We start from the raw sequence: 23,160 nt of genomic DNA on the forward strand, positions 1-23,160 counted from the left end.
CTTCGGCGACGAACGTGCCACTGAGCATAGACGCTGTTCAGGGCTTGGCTTTGGTTTGTGTCGAGGAGGTCTGTTGTTTTGCGGTGTCCTGCGCGGTGGATTCGCCGCTGGGCGTGCCTTTGCCGCTGTTTTCACGCTGTTTCGGGTCGGTGGGCCGCAGGGCGTCGTTGTCGCGTTCGGTTTCGCCCGGTGGGCGGGGTTCGTCGGGGTGTTCGCCTTGGGTGATCGGTTTCATCGGGTTGTCCTCAGGCTTCGGGGTCGTCGAGTTCACGGGCGACGTTGATGGCGGGGGAATCCTTGTGCAGGTCGTCGGCCTTGGCGCGCAGGATCTGCCATTGCTCAAGGTCGATGGCGCCTTGGCCGAGCAGGTCGTCGGCGATGCGTTGCAGATCGAAGTAATGTGCGTCGGGGGATTGCTGCCAGTAGGTCTGGTCGTCGAACAGGCGCTGCCAGGAATTCAGGTCTGGGGGTTTCAGGTCGTCGCTCATGGCTAATCCTCGGCAGATTTTTCTGTAGAGGACAACACACCAACCCAAGTTCAAACCGATCCATTGTAGGAGCTGCCGAAGGCTGCGATCTTTTGATTTTGCTTTTAAAAAACAAGATCAAAAGATCGCAGCCTTCGGCAGCTCCTACGGGGATTCGTGGGTACCTTTCAGTACCCGGTCATTTCCAGATAGCCCTGGCCGGGATGGCTGCCGCTGATGTGCACCGGGCCCTCCCAATACGGGATGCGCAGGTTCATCCAGGCATTGGGGTTGAGCGCGTCGAGGCTGATGTCGAGGTGTTTGTCGGGAATGCTGATCGACCATTTCACCGGCATCGCCCGGCCGGCGACGTTGGCGGTGTCTTGCGGGGAGAGCCGGATCTGCGAACTGCGCAGGGTTTGCGTCTGGCCATCGGCGGCTATCCACGTGCCGGTGAGATACGGCACGCCGTCCTTCTGACGCATGCGATAGAGCATCACGTGTTCGCCGCTGTCCAGGTGCAGGGAAAACCAGTCCCAACCGGTTTGATTGGCGGTCAGCGGCTGGCTGCTCCATTCGCGATCGAGCCACGCGGGGCCGCTGACGGTGTAGCTCTGGCCGTCGATCTGCAATGTTCCGCTGGCCTGGAAAAACGGCTGACTGTAGTAATACGAAGCCTGACCTTCTTCGGATTTCTGGCTGAAACCCTTGTCCCCCTGCAACACCAATGGGCGGCTGGAAGTGAGGTGCAGTTGATAGGCGAAATCCTTGTCGCGCGCGCTGAGCTGCAGGTCGCTCAACGGATCCTGCGCCTGACTGGCAAAGCGCCAATCGTCGATCCACGCCTCGAACGGTGCCAGCCGCACGCCGGCCTGCCCCACGCCGCCCCGCGCATAACGTTCAGCGGCGTGATGCACCGACGCGGAGGTCACCGCCGCATGCCCCAGCCAGATCGTCTGATTGGCCCAGCCGGCCTGCTCCGCCAGCGGTTTCAGCGCACTGCGAAACAGAGTCCACTGCACGCCGAACTCGTTGCCCTGCGCGTCCTTCAGGTTGGCGGTGACGTACCACCACTCAATGCGAAAGCCATCGTGCGCGCCGTGATCCGCCGGAAAACTGAACACTCGCCCCGGCACCACCAGCGTAAACGCCAACGCCTGATCGCCCATCCCGGCGAAGCCTTTCTGCTCCGGCACCGATTGATCGCAACCACCGAGCAGCAACAAAACCATCAGCACAACGAGCTTAATCCTCATGGGCAAACGTCCTCAGCAGATCAGCCGGTTGCGTGCGATACAGCGAATACAGCGGCCATGCCGAAGCCAGTAACGTCGCCAACAACGCCAGCCCCATCAGTTGCAGCAATTGCCACGGGAACACCCGCAATGGCAGCCGCCAGCCAAACGCCTGCACATTGATCACCGCATCCAGGCACCACGCCAGCGCGATGCCCAGCGGCAACGCCAACACCAGCGTCAGCACTGCCAGCAGCCACGTCTGTCCCAGGTTGAGCAGCATCAACTGCCGTCGCGTCACGCCCAGCGCCCACAACGGTGCGAGTTGGCCGAGGCGACTCTGACTCTGGGTCAGCAGGCTGATAAACAGCGCCACGCCCGCCACCGCGAGGGTCAGACTGTTCAACGCTGCCGTCGCGGCAAAAGTGCGGTCGAACACCTGAACCGACCAGCCTTTGAGCCGTGCCTGATCGACGATGCGGCTGTCCTCCAACTGAAACCGTGCCTGCAATGCGCTCAGCAATGGCGGAATATGTTGCGGGTCGATGCGCAGGTTGAAGCGATTCGGCGTCAGTTGCGGCCAGCCGCGCAGCAGGTGATTGACGTTGGCGATCACGTGTCCCTTCGGGTTGCCGTAATCGGCGTAGATACCGACGATGCGTGGCGACCACGAGCCGTTCGGCGTGGGAATCGTCAGGTGTTCGCCGGCGTGCAGTTTCAGGCGTCGGGCGAGTTGCTCGCTGAGCATCACCGCATCATCCGTCGCCAGATGCCCCCACGGATCACCGCCGCTGGAATCGAGCAACGGCCAGTGCTGGCGATAATGTGCATGATCGATCACGCCGAACACCTCCGTCGGCCAACCCTGCAACGTCACCGACACCTGCCAGTTGGGCAGCACTGCCGCGATGTTCGACTGCTGCTTGAGCCAGCTGTACATTTCCCGGGACTGCGCCGGGTTGGTCGGGTTGATGTACAGCTCGGCGCTCAGACGCTGTTCGAGCCAGTCATCGAAGGTCTGACGAAAACCGGCCGTCATGCTGCCGGCGCCGATATTGGCGGCGAGGGCCAGCAGCAATGCCATCAATGCCAGACTCAATGCCGGCAATTGCTGACGGCAATCGGCGAGAAACCACTGGCCGAGCACTGAGCGACTGCGCCCGAGCAACTGACTCAATATCGCACTGAGCAACACCGGCAGCGCCAACGCCGCGCCGAGTAGCAGCCCGGCCATCAACACGAAGCCGCTGGCCAGACTGTCGCCCCAGATCAAGGCCGCCAACGCAATCAATCCCAACCCCGCTGCCAGCCAACCCTGGCGCCGCAACCAACGCGCATATTGCTGATGCCAGGCTTGCGGATCGGCCACGGCCAACAACGGCAAACGCGCAGCACGCAATAGACTGTTGGCCCCAGCGAGCAAGGCGCCGAGCAGACTCAAGCCGATGCCACTGAACCACCACCAAGGGCTCAGACGCAACTGCCCCGCCACTTCCGCGCCGTACAAACCGCGCAGGCTGGCGGCGACGTCCGGCAGCAGGACACTGGCCAACCAATAGCCGCTGATCACGCCGAATAGTCCGCCGACCAGTGCCAGCACACCCAGCTCAACGATCAAGCAGAAAATCAACATTTGCGCGCTGACCCCGCAGGCGCGCAGCGTGCGCAGCAAGCCGCGACGCTGTTCCAGCGCGAGGCCGATGGCGGCGTGGACGATGAACAATCCGACCAGAAACGAGAGAAAGCCCAAGGCATCCAGATTGAGGTGAAAGCTCTCGGTCAGGCGTGTCAGATTGTTTTCTTCGCCGCTGCTTTTGAGTTGCAACTGGCCTTTGAAGGAATCCGGCAGTTCACCTTGGAAACCCTTAGGTAACAATAGCCGCGACAGTTGCCCAGGTTGTTCGAGCAGTGTTTGCGCAACGCCGATGTCCACCAGCAAAACGCCCGGCGCCATGTCCTTTTGCACCAGCAACGGTGGCAACGACAGCCCATTCACGGTCTGCGGCGTGTCGCCTTCGTGCAGGTTGAGTGCCTGCAAGGTGTCCGGAGAAATCCACGTGCTGCCCGGCGGCGTGAAAAACTCGACAACACGCTCAATCGGCAGCGCCTGCCCGGCCACCGCCGAATCGGCGGGGAGCGACACCGGCTCAATGCCCATCAATTGCAGCCGCTGGTTTTCGTGATCCTTGAGCAGCAGGCGCCCCTGCAACAGCGGCGACACCGGCCAGCCTTGAAGGCGCAAATCGACAAACCATTGCTGGGTGAACGTCGCGCCGCTTGGCGTGCTCAGACTGGCCTGCGGTTCGCCGCCGATCATCTGGCTGGCGCGGGCGTAGCTGTCACGGGCCTGACTGTTCAGTGCTTCGACGCCGGTGAGCAAACTGGTCGCCAGCCACAACCCGGTCAGCACGCTGAAAAACTGCACCGGATGGCGCCGCCAATGGCTGAGCAGCGCGCGCAGTGTCTGACGAAAAACCATCACGTCAGCCGCCCTTTGGATAGCACCACACGCTGAGCCAATTGCGCCGCGACCCGCTGACTGTGAGTAACCATCAACAACGTGGTGGGCGTGTCGTCGAGCAATTCCAGCAACAAGCGCAGCACTTCATCACTGGTCGCCTCATCGAGGCTACCGGTGGGCTCATCGGCCAATAGCAATTTCGGCTGCGATGCCAATGCCCGGCCCAATGCGACCCGCTGCTGCTGACCACCGGAAAGTTGCTCGGGATAGCGCTTGAGCAAATCGCCGAGCCCCAGACGCTGCACCAGGTGCGCCTGCCAACGCGGCTCATGCCGTCCGGCCAGACGCGCCTGAAACGCCAGGTTGTCCTCCACACGCAGACTGCCGATCAGGTTGAACTGCTGGAACACCAGACCGATTTCTGTGCGCCGCCAATTCGCCAGTTGCGCCTCGTTCATCGCCTCCAGCCGATGCTCGCCGCTGCGGATGCTGCCGCTGTCGACTTTGTCGAGACCGGCCACCAGGTGCAGCAACGTGCTTTTGCCACTGCCGGATTCGCCCATCAGCGCCAGACTGCTGCCGGATTCGAGCGTCAGGTCGATGCCTTGCAGCACCGGCAATGGGCCTTGCGGGGTGAGATAGCTTTTGAAGACATTTTCAACACGAAGCATGCCGCCACCTGATCGGTCAGTGTGGGGCAAGGATAGCGGATGGCGGTGACCGCTCGGAATCTTGCGGTGAATTGAACGTTGAGTTTGTTGCAGGTAGGGCATGCGTCCGAAAGCTTGGCGGGATCGGAAGCAAACGCAAAAATTCAATGAACCTCACACCGCCATCGCGAGCAGGCTCACTCCTACTTTTGGAATCCATTCCCCTGTAGGAGTGAGCCTGCTCGCGATGAGGTCTGCGGATTCCCTCCAAAACTCATTGCCCCGCCGCCACACTCGCTGGCGCCTGCGTCGGCGTGACAATACTGCCCAGATCAATGTGCTTCCATTCAGGCTTGGCCCCGAGCCGCGCATTGAAGCGGTAGTTGAAGGTAAATTCATCCGCCGTCGCGACACTCAGTGGCTTGCCATAAACAGCCTCGATCCCCGCCAGGTCATAGCCCATCAACTGCAACAGCGTCGGAAAGATGTTGTAGTGGCTGGAGCGATCCTTGTTCGCCGCCAGTTGCGCCGACCAGTCCAGCGTCTTCAACTGGCTGCCCTGGATCACCACTAGCGGAACCAGCCCTTCCTCCTCGACCGGGTCGCCGCCGCAATGGGTATTCAATCCAGGATTGCCGCGCTCATGCAGATCCTGACCGTGATCGGAGGTGTAGATCAGCGACGCGTTATTCAGATTGCCCTGAGCGAAAACCCGCGAGAAAAACTCGCCGACATTCCATAACACCGTGTTCTTGTAGGCGTTGCGATACAGCACCCAATCATCTGGCTGACCATTGAAACCGTTGCGTTCGCCGGTATCGGCCACCTCGGTGAACTGCCCGCGCGGCAAGGTCGGACGGTAGGCCATGAACGCATCCGGGTATTTGTCGTGCACCGGGAAGTGCGCGCCGACTTTGTTGATCACCACCAGCTCCGACTTGTCGTCGTTGAGCAATTCGATGAGTTTCGCCGCTGCCGCCATGTCGCGATCGCGCACGCTGGTCTGGTCGAATTGCACAAACTCGTCGATGTCCTTTTTCTCGGTTTCGGTCATCAGGTTCTGCAGATTGCCGGCGGTGCGCTGGGCGTCGATGTACACGGTGCGCAGCCCAGCCTTTTTTGCGTACTGCCAGATCGACGGCAGCGTGCTGTTGATGCGCATGTAATCGGCGCGGGTGCCGCCGTAGCGCAGGGTTACGTTGGTGTCTGCGCTGCAATTGGCGATGGACGCCGCGTAGCCGTAATTGAAGATATCGACGCCGGGACGCGCCTGTTTGAGGTTGCTGTGCACACCGAACGGCGCGTTGATGTCCAGATAATTGCCGGAGATGCTCTCGTCGATGATCAGCACGATGTCGTGATCGACGGCTTGAGTGTTACGCGACAGCGTCACTGGTTCGCGCGGGCCGACGGTGTTGTGCAGCGCTTCATAGGCAAACAGGTTCAGATAGGCCAGCGGCGTGTACATGATCGGCAGGCCCCGCGCCCCCTCACCCGCACGCAAAAACAGCACGGCACTGAGCAGCAGCACACCACACAGTGGCGCCGCCACACGCAAAGCGTTGGGAATCGCCAGCCCGTGGCGGGGTTTCAGGCCGATGCCGAACAGCAACAGCAAACCGCTGAGCACGCCACGCAAGAGCGCGTCCCGGTACTGGTACGCCGCTTCCTGGATGAAACCGCCGGAGTAAACCAATGACACGAAACCGCTGTAGGTCAGGTAGTCCGCCGTGACCCGGGTATAAACATCGAAAAACACTGCCGAGACAAACATTGCCAATGCGAACACGTGGCGAATGAGAGCTTGCCTTATATACGCCATTAGATATAACGCAAAAGTAAGCGCCAAAAACATCGCGCCAAAAAGAAGTACAGCAAAACCGAAGCCGATAGCATTTAACCGATCAATGTAATATTCGGAATAAATCAACAAATAAACAATTAAGAACAATTCTTTGGCATATCTGAACATGGCGATACCGATCGGGCAAAACGGCAGGGAGTCAAAGGTTTGTCAGTCAGAACCTGACACTAGCACCCGGCCATCAAAGCGCAAGAATTGACTGTTTTTTATAGAAAGCGTCAAAAAAACGGTGACTCAAATCTGACATAACCAAGACGCTACAAGCCTTTAAATTAGCGGCTTACGACCGTTTATCGCATATTTGAAATCTGAACAAATCTGCACGAAAGCAACAAATTCAATCGCAGCAATGACTTGATGGCCAATCGCCAAAAAATGCTCAAGTGTTATACAGATGCAACATGTCATTTTGCTGACACGCTTTTCAAACGCTGCGCTATACCCCTTTAACTATCTAATTCCGTAGTTAACTTTTGGTGTTACTGAGGTGCGCAGATGGACGTGAGCGTATTTGGCACTGGCTATGTCGGACTTATACAAGCCGCCGCACTTGCAGATGTCGGTCATCGCGTTTTATGCGTGGACATTGACCCCAACAAAATTAAACAACTGCAACAAGCAGTGCCGCCAATTAGCGAGCCAGGTTTATCCAGCACGCTTGAGGAAAACATCAAGGCCGGCCGTCTGCTGTTCAGCACCCAGGCCAGCGACGCCGTCGAGCATGCCGAGCTGATTTTCATCGCCGTCGGCACCCCGGCCGATGAGGATGGCTCCGCCGACCTCAGCCACGTGCTCAACGTCGCCCGGCAAATTGCTTCGTACATGGAAGCTGACCGCACCCTGATCATCAAATCCACGGTGCCAGTGGGCACGGCCGATCAGGTGTTGGCCACCGCCAACAGCGAATTGCTGCGTCGCGGCAAGACTGATCTGCAAGTGCGGGTAGTGTCCAACCCGGAATTCCTCAAGGAAGGCAGCGCCCTCGCCGACTGTATGCGCCCTGACCGGATCATCGTCGGCACTCACGATGACGCAGCCCGCGAACAGATGAGCGAGTTGTACGCGCCGTTCTGCCGCAACCACGAAAAAATCATGTTCATGGACAACCGCAGCGCCGAGCTGACCAAGTACGCCGCCAACGCGATGCTCGCCACCCGCATCAGTTTCATGAACGAGTTGGCCAATCTCACCGAACTGCTCGGTGCCGACATCGAAGCGGTACGCAAAGGCATCGGCTCTGATCCGCGCATCGGTTACCACTTCATCTATCCGGGCTGCGGCTTTGGTGGATCGTGCTTTCCCAAGGATCTGCGCGCGCTGCTGCACACCGCCGAACACAACGGTATGCCGCTGAAACTGCTGCGCAGTGTCACCGACGTCAACGACCTGCAGCGGCACATCCTGTTCAGCAAACTCAAAGCACAGTTCCCGCAAGGCCTGGCTGGCAAGTCCATCGCGATTTGGGGCCTGGCGTTCAAACCGAATACCGATGACATGCGCGAAGCGCCTAGCCGTTATCTGATGGATGCGCTGTGGGCCGAAGGCGCCAGCGTGCAGGCCTACGACCCGGAAGCCATGTCCGAATGCCGGCGCATCTATGGTTATCGCAACGACCTGCACCTGTGCGCCACCCGCGACGACACCCTGGAAGACGCCGATGCGCTGGTGATCTGCACCGAGTGGAAAAACTTCCGCGTGGTCGATTTCGAGTTGCTCGCCGAAAAGCTGCGCTCAAAGGTCATCATCGACGGTCGCAACCTCTACAACCCGGAACAAGTGGCGGCCGCCGGCCTGCATTACAGCGGCATCGGTCTGCGCCACATTGCCCCAGAAGGGCTGCGGCCATGAAGGTGCTGGTCACCGGTGCGGCCGGTTTCATTGGTGCCCATTGCGTGTTGCGGTTGCTGCGCGACGGCCACTCGGTAGTCGGTCTGGACAACTTCAACGGCTACTACGACCCGCAACTCAAGCACGACCGCGTGCAGTGGGTGCGTGAGCAGGCCGGCGATTTCCAGCTCGCGACGGTTGACCTGGCCGATGCCCCGGCCATCGAAGCGCTGTTTGTCCGCGAACGCCCACAAGTGGTGATCCACCTCGCCGCGCAAGCCGGGGTGCGTTACTCGCTGGACAACCCACGGGCCTATCTGGACAGCAACCTCAACGGTTTCCTCAACATTCTCGAGAGCTGCCGGCATCACCCGGTCGAGCATCTGATCTACGCCTCGTCGAGTTCGGTCTACGGCGCCAACCAGCACACGCCATACTCGGTGAAGGACGGCGTCAATCACCCGCTGTCGCTGTACGCCGCCACTAAAAAAGCCAACGAGCTGATGGCGCACAGTTACAGCCATCTGTTCGGCATTCCCTGCACCGGCCTGCGCTTTTTCACCGTGTACGGGCCGTGGGGCCGGCCAGACATGTCGCCGATCCAGTTCGCCCGGGCGATCAGCGAAGGCACGCCGCTGAAGCTGTTCAATTATGGCGAGCACCAGCGCGACTTCACCTACATCGACGACATCATCGAAAGCATCGCCCGCCTCATCGAGCAGCCACCGCAGGTCAATCCGCAGTGGGATCGCGAGCAGCCCGACCCGGCCAGCAGCATGGCGCCGTGGCGCCTGTTCAATATCGGTGGGCAGCACCCGGTCGAGCTGAAAACCTATCTGGCGCTGCTGGAAAAACACCTCGGTCAGACCGCCATTGTCGAGTTGCTGCCGCTGCAACCGGGCGACGTGCTCAACACTTGCGCCGAGGCCAGCGATCTGGCCCAGGCCACCGGATTTCAGCCCCGGATAGAGCTGGATGAGGGACTCGGGCGCTTTATCGCCTGGTTCCGCGACTACTACCCCACTGCCTATCGCCCACGCGCCGTTCGCGGCTGAATTCATGTGGAGGACTCCATGACTGGACATGAGAAAGGTGTACCGATCCTAGAAATGCGCCGCGACAAGCGCGTGGATCCCGAGCACCGAATGCGTCTCGACGCGGCGATTCATCGCCAGGGTCGCGGCTGGTTCACGGGACGCGACGGCGGTCGGCCATGGCAACTGTCACGCACCAATCGCGTGGTCGCCTGCCTCGGCGCCTTGCTGATTCTGCTGCTGATTTCGCCGCTGTTGATCGGTCTGGCGCTGACCATCAAATTCACCAGCGAAGGCCCGGTGATGTTCGTGCAGAAACGCACCGGTTATCGCGGGCGCAAATTCGGCATGTACAAATTCCGCACCATGGTGGCCAACGCCGAAGAGTTGAAAGAGTCACTGCGTCACCTCAACAAGCACGGTGCCGACGCGATCGATTTCAAGATCGACCACGACCCGCGCATCACCCGCATCGGTGGTTTTCTGCGGCGCACCAGCCTCGATGAACTGCCCAACCTGATCAATGTAGTGACCGGCGACATGCGCCTGGTCGGCCCGCGTCCGACCTCGTTCAACGCCTACCGCTACAAGGACAATCACCTCGCGCGCCTGGCGATCTACCCCGGCATGACCGGCCTGTGGCAGATCTCCGGGCGCAGCAACATCGACTTCGACCAGCGCGTTGAGTTGGACCTCAGCTACATCGCCGAGCAGAGCCTTTTGCTTGATCTGAAGATTCTGTTGAAAACCCCCTTCAAAGTATTCAGCGGCCACGGAGCAAGCTAATGGACGGTTCAACCAACAAAAGCCTGAGCATTGCCAACCCCAGCGAATCGAACCTGACCTCGACCGTGCTGGATCTTGATCTGCGGATCCTGTTCCTGACCGCCGCCAACCCCGGCTCAGGCACCACCACCAGTGCGCTGGCGCTGGCCGGCCAACTGGCACAAATGAGCAGCGGCCAAGTGCTGCTGGTCGATGCCAGTCAGTCGGCGAGCAATCTCACCCAGCAGTTGAACCTGAGCAAGGAACGCGGCCTGCGCGACTTGCTGTTCAACCCCGACAAACCGCCGCTGTTGCAGGACTGCGTGGTGCAGGTCTCGAGCCTGCCGTTCCACGTGCTGCCCAACGGCCGGCCGATCCGCACCCTGGAGCACCTGACCGCCGAGCGGCTGAGCCCGTTGCTTGATCAATTGGGCAGCCAGTACCGCTTTGTGGTGATCGATGGCGACGCGGTGTACTCCGACGCCGACACGCTGGTCATCAGCACGCAAGTCGATGGCGTGGTGCTTGTCGTACGCGCCGAAGACACCCGCTGGGAAGTCGCCCAGGCCGCCGTGCAACGCCTGACTCAGGCCGGGGCAAAAGTGGTCGGCAGCGTGTTCAACCGGCGCAAGTACTACATGCCCAAAGGGCTTTACAAAAACCTGTAAGCGAACGCAAAGGATGACGCCATGAACGCCAAAATGCTTGCCCTGCTGTGGCGGCCGCTTGCGGGCTGCCCCAGCAATCCCGACCCCCACAACAGGCCGGTGAATACCCCCTCCGCCACACCGGCCAATGCGCAAGCCACCGACATGCCGAGGGTCGAGCAGACCCTGCGCCCGAAAGACGTGCTGGATGTGATTTTCCACATCAGCGCCAGCGGCTCGGACGCTTACCGCGTGCAGTCGGGTGACCAGATCGGCCTGAACTTCACCGCTGCCAGTCAGCTCAACGGCACGCAACTGGTGCTGCCTGACGGCACCATCGAACTGCCGGGCGCCAACACCTCGGTGAAAATTGCCGGACTGACCAGCGACGAGGCGCGGCAGGAAATCCAGCGCGCCTATCAACGCAAGCAACTGTTCCAGCCCAACCGCAATCAGCTCTCGGTGCAGATTCTCAGCCCGCTGAGTAACGAGCAAAACCTCAAAAGTGCGCTGAACCACCCGGCCACCGGCATGAGCCGCGAAATCACCGTCGGCACCGATGGCTATGCGAGTTTTCCGGAAATCGGCGCTGTGCCGCTGCAAGGCATGACCGTCAATCAACTGGAAACCTTCCTCAACAGCAAGTACGCGCAACTGCCGGGACGGATGACGGTGGATGTGCTGCTGAAATCCACCGCCGGCAACGAGATCTACGTGCTCGGCGAAGTCGCTCAACCGGGCTCGTACCCGATCCGCCGGCCGGTGTCGGTGCTTGAGGCCCTGACTCTTGCCCGAGGCACCAACGTCAAGGCACGCCTGGATTCGGTAGTGATCATGCGGCGCAACGGCAATCAGGTGCAGGCCATGAACTACGACGTCGAGAAAGCACTGTCGGGCGATGCGCCACAGATCGCCTACCTGCAACCGGACGACATGCTCTACGTACCGAAAACCAAACTGGCCAGCGCCGGCGAACTCGCCCGCCAACTGGCCGATGTGGTGCTGTTCCAGGGCGTGGGGTTCAGCTTCGGCTACCGCGTCGACAACAAAGGCAGTGACAACTGACTCTCAGGTGAACGACATGAACCCAAAAGAAAATTACCTGCACGAGTTCTTCAGGATTTTCTTCGCCAACAAGCAACTGGTGAAGCGCATCTTCCTGATCTTTGCAGTGATCGCGCTGTTGCTGCCGCTGTTGCTCAAACAGAGCTTCGATATCACCGCGCAGGTGATCGTGCAGTCGAAAAAACTCTCCCAGGGCGATGCGACGACCTCGCTGACCCAGGACAACGCCACCTTCATTCCGCCATCGCTGGCGGATATGGAGACCGAAAGCAATATCCTCCGTTCGCCGGCGCTGATTCGTCAGACCATCAGCGAACTGCGCGATCAGGGTCAGTACAACCCGCCGCCGGGGATGCTCAGCAAACTGGCTGAACCGTTCAAGCGTTATGTCAGCACGCCGCTGCGCGAATACGTGATCAATCCGCTGCGTGATGCACTGGGCATGGAAACCGATCCGGTGCGCGACACGGCACTGGATGGCTTGACCCAGGAGGCCATCGACAATCTGAAGATCGAAACCCTGCCGGGTTCCAATGTCATCTCGATCGTCTACAGCTTCCCGGATCCCGCCCAAGGCACGACGTTCGTTGCCACGCTGCTGCGCAACTATCTGGTCGATCGTCAGGCGTTGCAATCGATCGAACTGCCGCACTCGTTCTACGAGACCAAGAAGCATCAATATCAGGTCCGCCTCGATGGCCTGGAAGGCGCGCGGCTGAGCCTGCTGGAAAGCGTCGGTTCGTCCGATCCGAAGGAGGAAATCACCTTTCGCCTCAACGCGATCAACACCGAAGAGCAGGCACTCAACCTGTATCGCGATCGCTTGCTGCAAAGCCAGCGCTGGCTCGATTACCTGAAAACCAGCCTGGCCGCTGCCAACACCAACAAGCTTAACGACTACACCTTTCCGTTCACCTTCACCACGACGGTAGACAACATCGCGTTCGAAGACCGTGAGATCCGGCAGATGGGCGAGGCGCTGACCACTCAGGTCAGCCGCTATATGAATGACCTGGCGATATTTCAGCCCAGCAGCGAACCGATGTTGCTGGCCCGCGAGCAAATTGCCCGCACACGCCAGCAGTTCCTCAAAGTGGTCAACAACCGCATCCAGGAACGCACGATCGACCTGTCGGTGGTCAGCCAGGTCATCGAGCAGAAAACCGCGCGCATTGCCGAGTTCAAGAATCGCATCCATCAATTGCAGCAAACCCAAAGCAAGCTGCGCCAAATGGACACCGAGATCGGCGCATTGCACGCAGCGTTTTCAACTTATGCGCAACGCTTTGCCGAAAGCAGCACGACACGCGCGCTGGATAACGATTTGTCCAACGCTCGTGTCCTGAGTCCGCCGTATGAACCGACCGAGGCGGCGTTTCCCAAGCCGATGTTGATCATACCGTTCGGCCTGCTCACCGGACTGCTGCTGGCCATTGCCTTCGTCTATGTACGTGAGTTCTTCGATCACCGCTTCAAGCATCCGGCGCAAATCAGCCATGAACTGGGCCTGCCGGTGCTATTGGTGCTCAACGAAGAAACGTCACAGCCGGGCAATCCGCACAAGAACTGGACCGTGCCGAGCCTGGTTCACTGGGTGCGCAATTGAACGCGGCGTCCACCCCGTGCGTCGCCCTGCCGATCATTCATTTGCTCAGCAGCGGCGGCTTCTACGGCGCCGAGCGGATGTTGCTGGATCATTGCCTGGCGACGCCGGGGCAGCATCAGGTGCTGTTCCTCGACGCGCCACCAGAGCTGATCGAGCGCTTTCGCCAGGCCGGGGTGGACGCTCGCGGCTGTGCCGGGCTCGGTGGACTGCTGTGGCACTTGCGTCAACGCCGTGGTGACAAGCCGTTGCTCAACACGCACAACTTCAAAGGGCTGCTGTTCGGCTGGGTCGGCGCCACTGTGTTGCGCCTGCCGCTGGTGATCACTCAACACGGTTTCACCCCGCGCAGTCGCAAGCAGAAGTTCTACACCTGGCTAAGCCTGCAACTGTGCCGCACGGCCTCGGTGAAGCGGGTGGTCTGCGTCGCGCAAAGCATCGCTGTGCTGCACCGTCAGGCTGGCGTCCGTGCGGAGAAGTTGCAGGTGATTCCCAACGGTTTGCCAGCGGCGCCAGTGCTGCCGCCGGCGCTGGAACGACAACGCTGGCTGGTCGGTTACGTGGGTCGATTGAGCAGTGAGAAAGGCCCGGATCTGTTTCTCGATGCGCTGATTGCGTTGTGTCACCAGCATCCGCAACTGGACGCCGTGATGCTCGGCGACGGTCCGGAACGTGAGGCCTTGCAGGCGCGTATCGACGCGGTCGGTTTACAACAGCGGATTCGCTTGCCGGGCTATCAGACGGCGATGCAAGGCTGGTGGCAGCAACTCGATGCGCTGGTGATCAGCTCGCGCACCGAGGGTACGCCGATGATTCTGCTTGAAGCGATGCAGGCCGGTGTGCCGGTGGTGGCATTCGCGGTCGGTGGTATTCCCGATGTCTTGCAGGACCGCCACAACGGCCTGCTCGCCGCCCCGACCGATACCGCCGCCCTCGCCCGTCAGCTCGACACGTTGCTGGCCGAACCGAAGCTGGCCGCACAGCTACGCGACAACGCCAGACGCACACAACAGGAACGCTACGACCTCAAGGCTTTGGCTGAACGCTGGTCGCAGCTGTACATCCACACGGCACGGGAGGCACGCGCATGATTTTCCCGCTCTCGATCGTCAGCCTGCTGGCACTGGTCTGCATGGCTTTGCTGGTCAGTCCTTATCCGTATCTGGCGCCGGGGGCGGTGTTGGGGCTGCTGGGTTTCACGGTGCTGTACCGCAAACCGGCCTGGGGCCTGCTGGGCATTGCCGCGCTGGTGCCGTTTGAAGGATTCTTCAAAGACAGCGTGTTATCCGGGAGCAAACTGATCGGTGCTTCGCTGGCGCTGATCCTGGCGTTGCAACTGGCATTGCATCAGATTCCATCGCAGCGCCTGCGCAGCAATCTGTGGCGCTACCTGATCGGTTTCATGGCGCTGTACCTGCTGAGCCTGCTCGCCACCGACAATATGGGCATGTCACAGAGTCATCTGCGTGAGCTGAGCGTGGGCCTGATTCTGTTCGTGATCACTTTGTTGATCGGCCGCGAGCTGAACCTCGATATGTTCGCCCGGCTGGTCACGCTCAGCGTCAGCGCGACCTGCGCGATGGCGATGTTTTCCAGCCGATTCCAGGACAAGGGCCGCGCTGCCGGCCTGCTCGAAGACCCGAATGCCTTTGCTCTGCTGATCGCCTTCGCCGTGCCGCTGGGCCTGTTGCTGGTGATTCGCAGCCCGAACCTGCTGCACCGTTTGTTCTGGGCGGGCTGCTGCCTTTTGCTGCTCGGCGGCATGACCAAAACGGAGTCGCGCTCAGGGCTGGTGGTATTGGCCTTGAGTCTGGCGATCGGTGTCTGGCATTACCGCCAGCACCTTACCCGCATCCGTCCCCGGCATTTCGGATTCGCCATGCTCGGCGCCGCCATCGTGCTGCCATTGGCGATTTATGCGATGCCTGCCGGTTACCTCGCGCGCATCCAGTCGCTGAGTATCTTGAGCGCCGGGGCCAAGGCTCAGGACGAATCCCTCGGCCGTCGCGCCTCGTACATTGTCGTCGGCAGCCAGATCATCCGCGAGCATCCGCTGCTCGGCTCGGGCCCCGGGACCTTCCCGCTGCACTATGCAACCACCGGTTATGCCAAGGCGTTCTCGGCCAACCGCAAGATCGGCGATCTGTATCGTCGGGCGCATAACACTTATCTGGAGATTTTCAGCGAATTGGGGATTCCCGCCGGCCTGCTGTTTGTCGGCATGCTCGTGCAGGGTTTCTACAACCTGATCCGCGCACGACGCGAATGGCTGCAACGCCGCGAATGGCAGCAAGCAGACCTGATGACCCATCTGGGAATGAGTTTTCTGTCGTTGACGTTGTTTCTGATGTTTCTCAGCGCGCCGAACCTGAAATACCTGTGGATCATGCTTGCGCTGACCTGGGTGCTGCGCCTGAAAGCCGAGCAGGCGCCGCTGACGGAGGCCAGGGCATGAGCCGGATCAGCATCGTCATTCCGATGTACAACGAGGCCCGGCACATCGGCCGCACCCTCCTGGCCGCCCGCAAAGCCGCGAACGCCGCCGACATCGACTGTGAACTGATCGTCGTCGACAACGGTTCCACTGATGACGGGTCACAGATCGCCCGCGCATTCGGCGCACAGGTGCTGGTGCTGCCCGGCCTGCTGATCGGCGCCTTGCGCAATCGTGGCGCAACGGTTGCCAGCGGTGAATGGCTGGCGTTCATTGATGCCGATATCGAAATGCCCGAAGACTGGCTGAACGAATTGTTCGCTCTCGAAGCGCAGAATCAGGGCGACATTTTTGGCTTGGACCTGCATACCCCCGCCGCCGCGCCGTGGTACGCGACCGCCTGGCAACGGCGCATGTTGCGTCCATCAGCGCACGCCAGTCGCACCGTGGACTGGCTGCCCAGCGCCAACCTGTTGATGCGCAAACGCTGGTTTGACGTCGTCGGCGGATTCAACGAAACCCTGCGCACCGGCGAAGACAAGGAATACACCTTGCGTCTGAACACACAAGGCGCACGGCTGCTGTCGACCCGTAACAGCATCGCCCTGCATTGGGGCTACGAAATGAACTGGCGCGAGTGGATGGGCAAGGAGCTGTGGCGCCAGGGCAGCCACCTGCAGTTGCTGCGCACCCATGGCATGAGCCTGCGCCTGCTGCGTTTTCCGCTGCTGTCGTTGCTGGTCTGGATGACGGATTTTCTACTGATCGTGGCCTTGCTCGCCGGCTTCGCGCAGCTCGCGGTGATCCTGCTGGTGCTGACCCTGCTGCCGAGTCTGATGCTCAGCGTGCGGCAGAGTATCAAGCACCACAACGCTCGCCTCACCTTGCAGTTGTGGGGTCTGCACTGGTTACGCCTGCACCTGCCCAGCGCGGCACTTATTCTCAGTCTGTGTCATTGGAACGCCAGGAGGCCCGCCCGTGGCTGAATTCATTTTTTGCCTGTGCCTGCTGCTGCCGGCGTACGCCTACATCGGCTATCCGCTGCTGCTGACCTTGCTGGCGCCGCTGTTCCCGGCCTGGCGGCACGCGCCGGCGCCGCCGCTGAACGTCAGCATCGTCATCGCCGCGCACAATGAGGCGCGGCACATAGAGCACAAGTTGCGCACCCTGCTGGCCCAGGATTATCAGCCCGCCACGCTGCAGATCATTCTCGCCAGCGACGGTTCGAGCGATGACACCGTGGCCTGCGCGCACAAAGTGATCGATCCGCGCATCACCGTCCTCGACCTGCCGCGCCAAGGCAAAGCCGCCACACTGAATGCCGGCGTCGCCGTGAGCAGCGGCGACATTCTGGTGTTCACCGACGCCGACAACCAATGGTCGCGCGACACCCTCGGCCATTTGCTCGCGCCGTTGAGCGACCCGCAGGTCGGTGCCTGCGCCGGGCACATGGTGATCCCGGTCACCGGTGGCGGCCTGAGTATTGGCGACAGCCTGTATCGGCATTATGAAGGCTGGTTGCGCCGGGTCGAGAATCGCACCGGCTGCATGGTCTCCGCCGACGGCGCCCTGCTCGCCTTGCGCCGCGAGCTGTTCCAGAACGTACCGGCCGAGGTCAACGACGACTTCTTCATCAGTACCTGCGCGCCGGTCGCGCACAAACGCATCGTTTACGTGCCCCAAGCGCAAGTGATCGACCAGGGCGTCGACGAAGCGGGCAAGCAATGGCGCCGCCGCCAACGGGTCACCGTCGGTGGCCTGCAAAGCCTGGCACAACGCAGCGCACTGCTGAATCCGTTCAAGTACGGCCTTTATTCCATCGCGTTGATCAGTCACAAACTGATCCGCCGCCTCGCGCCGATTCTCTTGCTGCCGCTGCTGCTGAGCAATTTCTGGCTGTGGAACGAGCACGGTTTCTATCGCCTGAGCCTGGTTGCGCAATTGCTCGGCTACGCGGTGGCCATCGCCGGCCTGCTGGATTCGCAACACCGTTTACCGAAACCGTTCCGCCTCGCGGCGTTCCTGCTGGTGACGCTGGCCGGCATGAGCGTCGGCCTGTGGCAGTTCCTGCGCGGGCAACGCTACGCACAATGGAATCCTGACCAGAATCGTTGAGAGGACTCATGCCATGGCGATCAAACAACTGCTAAAACGCACCAGCGGCTGGCTCTATCTCAACTCGTCTGTGGGGCGCAACCAGTTGCACGGTGCGGGGGTCATTCTGATGCTGCACCGGGTACTGGCCAACGACCGTGCCGCCAACCTCCCGCACCGCAATGAACTGTGCGTCGGACCCAAGGCCTTCGAGCATTTACTGCTGTGGCTGCGGCGGCATTTCGATTGCGTGCCGCTGATGGAAATCCTCCAGCCCAATTCGCTGCGCAGCGAGCGCCCACGGGTGGCGCTGACCTTTGATGACGGCTGGCGCGACAACGCCGTCAACGCCTTCCCGCTGTTGCAGAAGCATCAGGTACCGGCGAGCATTTTCCTCTCCACCGATTTCATCGGCAGCCGTCAGCGTTTCTGGTGGGAAAGCCTTGGCGAAACCCTGTGGGGCAGCCACGGTGAAAAAGCGCGGATGCACTTGATCGAGAGCCTGCAGTTCATGCATCACCCATTGCCGGTACTGCTCGATGACATTGATGTCGACCGCCGCAGCCTGGCGCTGCTGCATTTCCTCCAAGGATTGAAGACGCTTGACCCGCAGGAACTGGAAAAACTCACCGATGAGTGCCCAGCCGAATCACAGCCGCAAGCGCTGGACTGGCATCAAGTGCGCGCGCTGGAGGCTTCCGGTCTGGTGCGCTTTGGCCCGCACGGTGCCAGCCACGCCATCCTCACCGGCCTTGATGATCAGCGCCTGAACGAAGAAATCAGCCGCAGCCGCGATGCCTTGTACAACGGCTGCAATCGCCCACTGCCGGTGTATTGCTACCCCAACGGCGACAACGATGAACGCGTGCGCGAGCAGATCGCCAATCACGATTATCCGTTCGCCCTCGGCACCGGCACCGGCATTTATCGCGGCGAAGGCGACCCGCTGAACTTGCCGCGCTTCGGCGTCAGTCAGCGCATCGCGTGCAATCCGGCGCTGTTGTCGTGGCGCATTTATCGCGGGGCACGGCCATGAGTCGCGGTAGCTACCTCAAGCATCTGGCCCTGAGCATGGGCACCAAACTGGCAATGATTGCCTTGCGCCTGCTGCGCAATGTGTTGCTGGCGCGGATTCTCGGCCCCAGTGAACGCGGTTTGTTCGCCCTGCTCAGCACTCTGCCGGACCTGATCAGCGCGGCTACCAGCGGCGGTTTGAATTCGGCAGTCGGTTATCAAGCGGCCAATCAGCGGCCGATGGGCGTGTTGCTCGCTCAGGTGTTGGTGTTCGGCTGTCTTCTGGCCGGGCTGCTGACCTTGCTGGTGGTCGCGCTGGCCCGTGAGTTCGGCAGCGAGCTCGATGTGACAATGCAGCTCGGTCTGCTGGCGTGGCTGTTGCTGCTGGCGGTGCCGTTGACCGTGCTTAAAAGCGGCTTGCTGACCTTGCACAACGCATCGGGCGGCGTGGTCGCCTTTAATGTTCTGCGTCTGATCGAATCCCTCGCGCCGCTGCTGTTGTTTGTCGCGCTGTTCTGGATGTGGAAAGAGGCAGCACTCGAAGCCGCGCTGATCAGTTGGCTGGCCGGCATCAGTCTGGTGGTGCTGGTGGGCTGGATGTGGCTCAAACGCGCACAGCCGCTGCAACTGCAATGGGACCGTGCGAGCCAGAACGAGCTGCTGCGCTTCAGTGCGCGCAGCCATCCGGACCTGCTGTTTCAACAGATCATTCTGCGCTCCGACTACTTGTTTATCGGCGCCCTGCTGGGCAGTACCGCGCTCGGCCACTACGCCATGGCCAGTGCCGCCGCCGAGCTGTTGCTGATCGTTCCGGAGGCGGTCACCACACCACTGATGAAGCGACTGCTGCAACAGGATAAAGGCATGGACAAGGTCACGCCGCTGGCCCTACGCCTGACCGCCACGGTGATGCTCGGCGCCTGCCTGACCATGGCTGTGATCGGCGAATGGTTGATCGTCACCCTGTTCGGCGTCGCTTACCAACCGGCCTACCCGGCGCTGCTCGCGTTGCTGCCGGGGCTGCTGGGCCTGTGCTATGCGAGCATTCTGCGCCTGGATCTGATTGGCAAGGATCGCCCCGGCACGGTGTCGTTGCTGATGGGCATCGGCGCGCTGCTCAACCTGGCGCTGAATCTGCTGTTGATTCCTGCCTACGGCATTGTCGGAGCAGCGGCGGCTTCATCAATCGCCTATCTGGCGGTGACGGTGGCGATGCTGGTGCTTTATTGCCGCTTGAGCAACGTGCCGTTCTGGCAAACCTTGATCATCCTGCCCAGCGACATCACCCCGATGTGGTTGATGCTGCAACGTCGGAAGACAGCATGAAACGCCTGGCCCTGCTGTTCGGACTCGGCCTGACGCTGAACGGTTTCGCGGCGCCGATGCAGTGGGGCGATATCCGTGACGGCAGTTTGTATCTGCAAGCGGATCGCCCGGACACCGTAACAGTGCGATGGGTGCCGGCATGGCAGGCCGAGGCCAATGAAGAGCATATTTATCTGCTCGATGGTCAGGGCAAGTTGCAGGGCGAACGGTTGATCAAAGCCAGCGAAACTCGCGGTTCGCAGAGCTGGACTTTGCTGCCCGGGGCTGCCAGCAGTCGACTGGAAATTCCCGGCTACAGCTTTCGTAGTTATCGGATTGAACATGACGAAAAAACCGTGGCGCTGTTTGCCCCGGCCAAGGTGCATTTCAGCGCGGAAGTACGTAACGCCACTGAGCTGTATTTCAGAGTCGCACCCGGTGAACACGCGGTGCTGGCCGGCAAGTTCCATGGCGGCGTCAGCGGTTTGCAGGCACAGCGGGTGGGCGATGAGCAAACGCTGACGCTGGCACTGAAACCCTATCGTGCCTATTGGCAGTTCGATCAGGTCGCCCTACCGGTCAGCCAACAGGAACAAGTCTGGCGCCTGCGTCTGCGAGGCACTGGCAAAGCGGCATTCTGGCTCGACGGCACAGCCAATCTGTTTGCACAAAATCCGCAGCAGTTGCAGCCCTTGCGCGAAGATCCGGGGCAAACGCATTTGACCCTGCACGATAAAATTCTCGGCCGCACGCCGGATCTGGGCATTGCTCTGCCGTACCTCGTGCCACCACCCGCCAGCCATGCCTTACTTGATGCACTGAGGCCGGGGGCAGCGAGTTACTACAGCTTCGTTGACGTCACCGCGAAGAATCCACATTTCGAAGACGCGTTCCGTCAGCTTTATCAAAATCGCTTCGGCATTCGCCAGGACATCACCCTGCTCGCCGGCACCGGACGTCAGGCCGATCTGCGCGCCGATGCACAAAGCAACAGCGGCCTCGACGCCTGGCTCGCCGGCACCCGCGCCCTGGATGGCAAAGGCACGCATTACATCGGTTTCGCCGACGAGCCTAATCTCAACTATTCAAGTTACGAACAATACCGGGCGATCTTCAACAGCATGGCGCGGCAGGTGCGCAGCGACCCAGCCAACGCCAAGGCTGGCGTGCGCATCGCAATGCCGGCCAGCTCGCGGCTGGTCAATGGGCCGTTCACCGAAAACGCAGCGGACAAGCGCGGCATCGATTGGGCGCGGCGTCTACTCAGTGAATCCGCCGATCAGGTCGATGCATTGGCCTGGCATGAATGGATGATTCGCGACTTGCTGGCCACCCGGGTCTACCGCGACAGCGTGCGCCGCGCAGCAGACCTGGTGGGGCTGGACGCTAAAGGTCAGCCACGTAAAGCATTGCTGCTGGATCAGACCAATCTGTCCAGTGGCTCGGCCCTGAGCCCCTACGATCAGGAAACCCATTACACCGCGCTGTGGTGGGCGTCGGTGGTCATCAATGCTTCTCAGGATGGCCTGCTGAGCATGCTCAACTGGTTTCAGGCGGCCGACGAACCGCCCTACGGCAAGGGCATGGTGCGCATACACGACGATGGTCGCTTCGAGCTCAAACCGGTGGGCCTTGCCCAGCAATTCATCGCCCGGCATTGGCTGCCGCAAGTGCTGCAACTGGATAACGACGCTTTTGAGGTGGATGTCCTGGCGATGGCCGGCGACGAGCAGCGCGCACTGCTCGGGGTGAACAAAGGCACGCGCCTGCAACGCGTTGATCTGAGCGGTGCCAAGTGCCCGCTGAACCAGAGCGCCCTGCGTTTCTTCGGCGCTGACAATCGCAGCCACGACATACCGTTTGCCTGCGAAAACGGGCGCGTACGTTTCGAATTACCGGGGCAAACCCTGTTTGCCCTGACCTGGAGCGCTTCATGAACCGCCCTTCGATGTTCTGCCCCGCGAGCCTTTTGCTGTGCGTGGGACCCTTAACAGGAGAAGAGACCATGGATGTATTGCGAAGACTCTGCGGACATATCCGTCGTAAAGGCCTGCGAGCGACCTTGGCGAAGATCCGCAGAATGTACATTTTTGCCCATCAGGAACTGCTGTGGATGGAGCGCGATCTGGTCAGCCCCGTGCCGCCACACAGCCTCAAACCCTACCCGCCACTGCGCATGCTGAAGATCACCGTAAACAACGTCAGCGCCTTTGCCCGCTACTTCGGCAACCGCGTCGGTGTCATGGCCGATTTGGCCAGTGACGGTCACACCGGGCATATGCATGTCGACGACAAAGGCGATGCCGTGGCGTTTATCTGGGGCACGCCACGCGACTATTTCGATCGGCATTACTACCGCTGCCGGTTTCCGGTTAAACCCGGCGAGTTTTTCGAATTCGGCGGCGAACTGACCCGTGCCTACTGGGGCACCGAGTTGTCGGTAGATCTGCAACTGCGCCTGTGGGAAGCCATGGCCTTGAAAGGCTGCCGCAAAGTGGTCGATGTCTGTGACTCGAGCAATGTCCCGGCGCTCAAGCTGCACCTGCGCATGGGCTATACCGAACAACAGCGGATCATGAATATCTACACGCTGTTCGGCCGCTGGCGCTTCTATCGCGAAACCCGCTACAGCGTCTCGCGTCTGGCGGCGCTGGGTAAAACTTCCCGTCCACCTGTCAAAGCAACGGCGGCCTGA

20 protein-coding genes are annotated in these 23,160 nt (G+C 60.7%); 14 read left to right on the top strand and 6 right to left on the bottom strand.

Annotated elements, in window-relative coordinates; translation table 11 throughout:
* Positions 1–37: 37 nt before the first annotated feature.
* From AK821_RS26640 to AK821_RS26665, 6 genes are all read right to left on the bottom strand, one after another.
* Entirely contained in the window at positions 38–235 is a 198-nt protein-coding gene (locus AK821_RS26640; RefSeq protein WP_064392911.1) for a hypothetical protein, read from the bottom strand.
* 10 nt (positions 236–245) lie between these two features.
* Positions 246–488: a hypothetical protein gene (locus tag AK821_RS26645; protein WP_064392912.1), complete on the bottom strand. Its 243-nt coding sequence runs from the start codon at positions 486–488 to the stop codon at positions 246–248.
* 167 nt (positions 489–655) lie between these two features.
* Positions 656–1,723 carry a lipocalin-like domain-containing protein gene (locus AK821_RS26650; protein WP_064392913.1) on the bottom strand — a complete coding sequence of 356 codons (1,068 nt, stop codon included), beginning with the start codon at positions 1,721–1,723 and terminating at the stop codon, positions 656–658.
* Entirely contained in the window at positions 1,713–4,184 is a 2,472-nt protein-coding gene (locus tag AK821_RS26655) for an FtsX-like permease family protein (RefSeq protein WP_064392914.1), read from the bottom strand. Before AK821_RS26655 ends, AK821_RS26650 begins: the two co-directional genes overlap by 11 nt.
* A complete protein-coding gene (locus AK821_RS26660) occupies positions 4,181–4,834 on the bottom strand; it encodes an ABC transporter ATP-binding protein (protein WP_064392915.1) in 654 nt (217 codons plus the stop codon). Before AK821_RS26660 ends, AK821_RS26655 begins: the two co-directional genes overlap by 4 nt.
* A 253-nt stretch (positions 4,835–5,087) precedes the next feature.
* Positions 5,088–6,785 carry a sulfatase-like hydrolase/transferase gene (locus AK821_RS26665; RefSeq protein ID WP_064392916.1) on the bottom strand — a complete coding sequence of 566 codons (1,698 nt, stop codon included), beginning with the start codon at positions 6,783–6,785 and terminating at the stop codon, positions 5,088–5,090.
* A 387-nt stretch (positions 6,786–7,172) separates the two neighbouring features.
* Between AK821_RS26665 and AK821_RS26670 the strand changes: the two genes are divergently transcribed.
* The 14 genes from AK821_RS26670 to AK821_RS26735 all read left to right on the top strand — a co-directional run bounded on the left by AK821_RS26670 (position 7,173) and on the right by AK821_RS26735 (position 23,160).
* Positions 7,173–8,525, top strand: a complete 1,353-nt coding sequence (locus AK821_RS26670; protein ID WP_064392917.1) for a UDP-glucose dehydrogenase family protein — start codon at positions 7,173–7,175, stop codon at positions 8,523–8,525.
* Positions 8,522–9,559, top strand: coding sequence for an NAD-dependent epimerase (locus AK821_RS26675; RefSeq protein ID WP_064392918.1), 1,038 nt, complete (start codon positions 8,522–8,524; stop codon positions 9,557–9,559). The genes AK821_RS26670 and AK821_RS26675 overlap by 4 nt, the downstream gene beginning before the upstream one ends.
* Positions 9,560–9,577: 18 nt before the next feature.
* Positions 9,578–10,324 (top strand): sugar transferase, encoded by a 747-nt coding sequence (locus tag AK821_RS26680; RefSeq protein WP_064392919.1) that lies wholly within the window; start codon positions 9,578–9,580, stop codon positions 10,322–10,324.
* The gene (locus AK821_RS26685) at positions 10,324–10,971 is read left to right on the top strand and encodes a CpsD/CapB family tyrosine-protein kinase (protein WP_064392920.1); all 648 of its coding nucleotides are present in this window, start codon (positions 10,324–10,326) and stop codon (positions 10,969–10,971) included. The genes AK821_RS26680 and AK821_RS26685 overlap by 1 nt, the downstream gene beginning before the upstream one ends.
* Before the next feature lie 21 nt (positions 10,972–10,992).
* On the top strand, positions 10,993–12,015 hold the full coding sequence (locus AK821_RS26690; RefSeq protein ID WP_064392921.1) for a polysaccharide biosynthesis/export family protein: 1,023 nt from the start codon (positions 10,993–10,995) through the stop codon (positions 12,013–12,015).
* A 16-nt stretch (positions 12,016–12,031) separates the two neighbouring features.
* On the top strand, positions 12,032–13,621 hold the full coding sequence (locus tag AK821_RS26695) for a GumC family protein (protein WP_064392922.1): 1,590 nt from the start codon (positions 12,032–12,034) through the stop codon (positions 13,619–13,621).
* A complete protein-coding gene (locus AK821_RS26700; RefSeq protein ID WP_064392923.1) occupies positions 13,618–14,709 on the top strand; it encodes a glycosyltransferase family 4 protein in 1,092 nt (363 codons plus the stop codon). The genes AK821_RS26695 and AK821_RS26700 overlap by 4 nt, the downstream gene beginning before the upstream one ends.
* A complete protein-coding gene (locus AK821_RS26705; protein ID WP_064392924.1) occupies positions 14,706–16,073 on the top strand; it encodes an O-antigen ligase family protein in 1,368 nt (455 codons plus the stop codon). The genes AK821_RS26700 and AK821_RS26705 overlap by 4 nt, the downstream gene beginning before the upstream one ends.
* The gene (locus tag AK821_RS26710; RefSeq protein WP_064392925.1) at positions 16,070–17,038 is read left to right on the top strand and encodes a glycosyltransferase; all 969 of its coding nucleotides are present in this window, start codon (positions 16,070–16,072) and stop codon (positions 17,036–17,038) included. Before AK821_RS26705 ends, AK821_RS26710 begins: the two co-directional genes overlap by 4 nt.
* Positions 17,031–18,167, top strand: a complete 1,137-nt coding sequence (locus tag AK821_RS26715; RefSeq protein ID WP_064392926.1) for a glycosyltransferase — start codon at positions 17,031–17,033, stop codon at positions 18,165–18,167. Before AK821_RS26710 ends, AK821_RS26715 begins: the two co-directional genes overlap by 8 nt.
* Before the next feature lie 13 nt (positions 18,168–18,180).
* Positions 18,181–19,182, top strand: a complete 1,002-nt coding sequence (locus tag AK821_RS26720) for a polysaccharide deacetylase family protein (protein WP_064392927.1) — start codon at positions 18,181–18,183, stop codon at positions 19,180–19,182.
* On the top strand, positions 19,179–20,486 hold the full coding sequence (locus AK821_RS26725; protein WP_064392928.1) for an oligosaccharide flippase family protein: 1,308 nt from the start codon (positions 19,179–19,181) through the stop codon (positions 20,484–20,486). The genes AK821_RS26720 and AK821_RS26725 overlap by 4 nt, the downstream gene beginning before the upstream one ends.
* A complete protein-coding gene (locus AK821_RS26730) occupies positions 20,483–22,402 on the top strand; it encodes a hypothetical protein (protein ID WP_064392929.1) in 1,920 nt (639 codons plus the stop codon). Before AK821_RS26725 ends, AK821_RS26730 begins: the two co-directional genes overlap by 4 nt.
* Before the next feature lie 68 nt (positions 22,403–22,470).
* Positions 22,471–23,160: a GNAT family N-acetyltransferase gene (locus tag AK821_RS26735; protein ID WP_064392930.1), complete on the top strand. Its 690-nt coding sequence runs from the start codon at positions 22,471–22,473 to the stop codon at positions 23,158–23,160.

The sequence above is a fragment of the Pseudomonas sp. RIT-PI-r genome, from assembly GCF_001297015.1.
In the GTDB taxonomy this organism is placed as follows: Bacteria; Pseudomonadota; Gammaproteobacteria; order Pseudomonadales; family Pseudomonadaceae; genus Aquipseudomonas.

Excerpts from the sequence above, each read along its gene's own strand:
- AK821_RS26720 (WP_064392927.1), top strand. The coding sequence starts at position 18,181 with ATGGCGATCAAACAACTGCTAAAACGCACCAGCGGCTGGCTCTATCTC.
- AK821_RS26645 (WP_064392912.1), bottom strand. The coding sequence starts at position 488 with ATGAGCGACGACCTGAAACCCCCAGACCTGAATTCCTGGCAGCGCCTG.
- AK821_RS26660 (WP_064392915.1), bottom strand. The coding sequence starts at position 4,834 with ATGCTTCGTGTTGAAAATGTCTTCAAAAGCTATCTCACCCCGCAAGGC.
- AK821_RS26730 (WP_064392929.1), top strand. The coding sequence starts at position 20,483 with ATGAAACGCCTGGCCCTGCTGTTCGGACTCGGCCTGACGCTGAACGGT.
- AK821_RS26680 (WP_064392919.1), top strand. The coding sequence starts at position 9,578 with ATGACTGGACATGAGAAAGGTGTACCGATCCTAGAAATGCGCCGCGAC.
- AK821_RS26685 (WP_064392920.1), top strand. The coding sequence starts at position 10,324 with ATGGACGGTTCAACCAACAAAAGCCTGAGCATTGCCAACCCCAGCGAA.
- AK821_RS26650 (WP_064392913.1), bottom strand. The coding sequence starts at position 1,723 with ATGAGGATTAAGCTCGTTGTGCTGATGGTTTTGTTGCTGCTCGGTGGT.
- AK821_RS26735 (WP_064392930.1), top strand. The coding sequence starts at position 22,471 with ATGGATGTATTGCGAAGACTCTGCGGACATATCCGTCGTAAAGGCCTG.
- AK821_RS26675 (WP_064392918.1), top strand. The coding sequence starts at position 8,522 with ATGAAGGTGCTGGTCACCGGTGCGGCCGGTTTCATTGGTGCCCATTGC.
- AK821_RS26640 (WP_064392911.1), bottom strand. The coding sequence starts at position 235 with ATGAAACCGATCACCCAAGGCGAACACCCCGACGAACCCCGCCCACCG.
- AK821_RS26695 (WP_064392922.1), top strand. The coding sequence starts at position 12,032 with ATGAACCCAAAAGAAAATTACCTGCACGAGTTCTTCAGGATTTTCTTC.
- AK821_RS26710 (WP_064392925.1), top strand. The coding sequence starts at position 16,070 with ATGAGCCGGATCAGCATCGTCATTCCGATGTACAACGAGGCCCGGCAC.
- AK821_RS26725 (WP_064392928.1), top strand. The coding sequence starts at position 19,179 with ATGAGTCGCGGTAGCTACCTCAAGCATCTGGCCCTGAGCATGGGCACC.
- AK821_RS26690 (WP_064392921.1), top strand. The coding sequence starts at position 10,993 with ATGAACGCCAAAATGCTTGCCCTGCTGTGGCGGCCGCTTGCGGGCTGC.
- AK821_RS26670 (WP_064392917.1), top strand. The coding sequence starts at position 7,173 with ATGGACGTGAGCGTATTTGGCACTGGCTATGTCGGACTTATACAAGCC.
- AK821_RS26665 (WP_064392916.1), bottom strand. The coding sequence starts at position 6,785 with ATGTTCAGATATGCCAAAGAATTGTTCTTAATTGTTTATTTGTTGATT.
- AK821_RS26705 (WP_064392924.1), top strand. The coding sequence starts at position 14,706 with ATGATTTTCCCGCTCTCGATCGTCAGCCTGCTGGCACTGGTCTGCATG.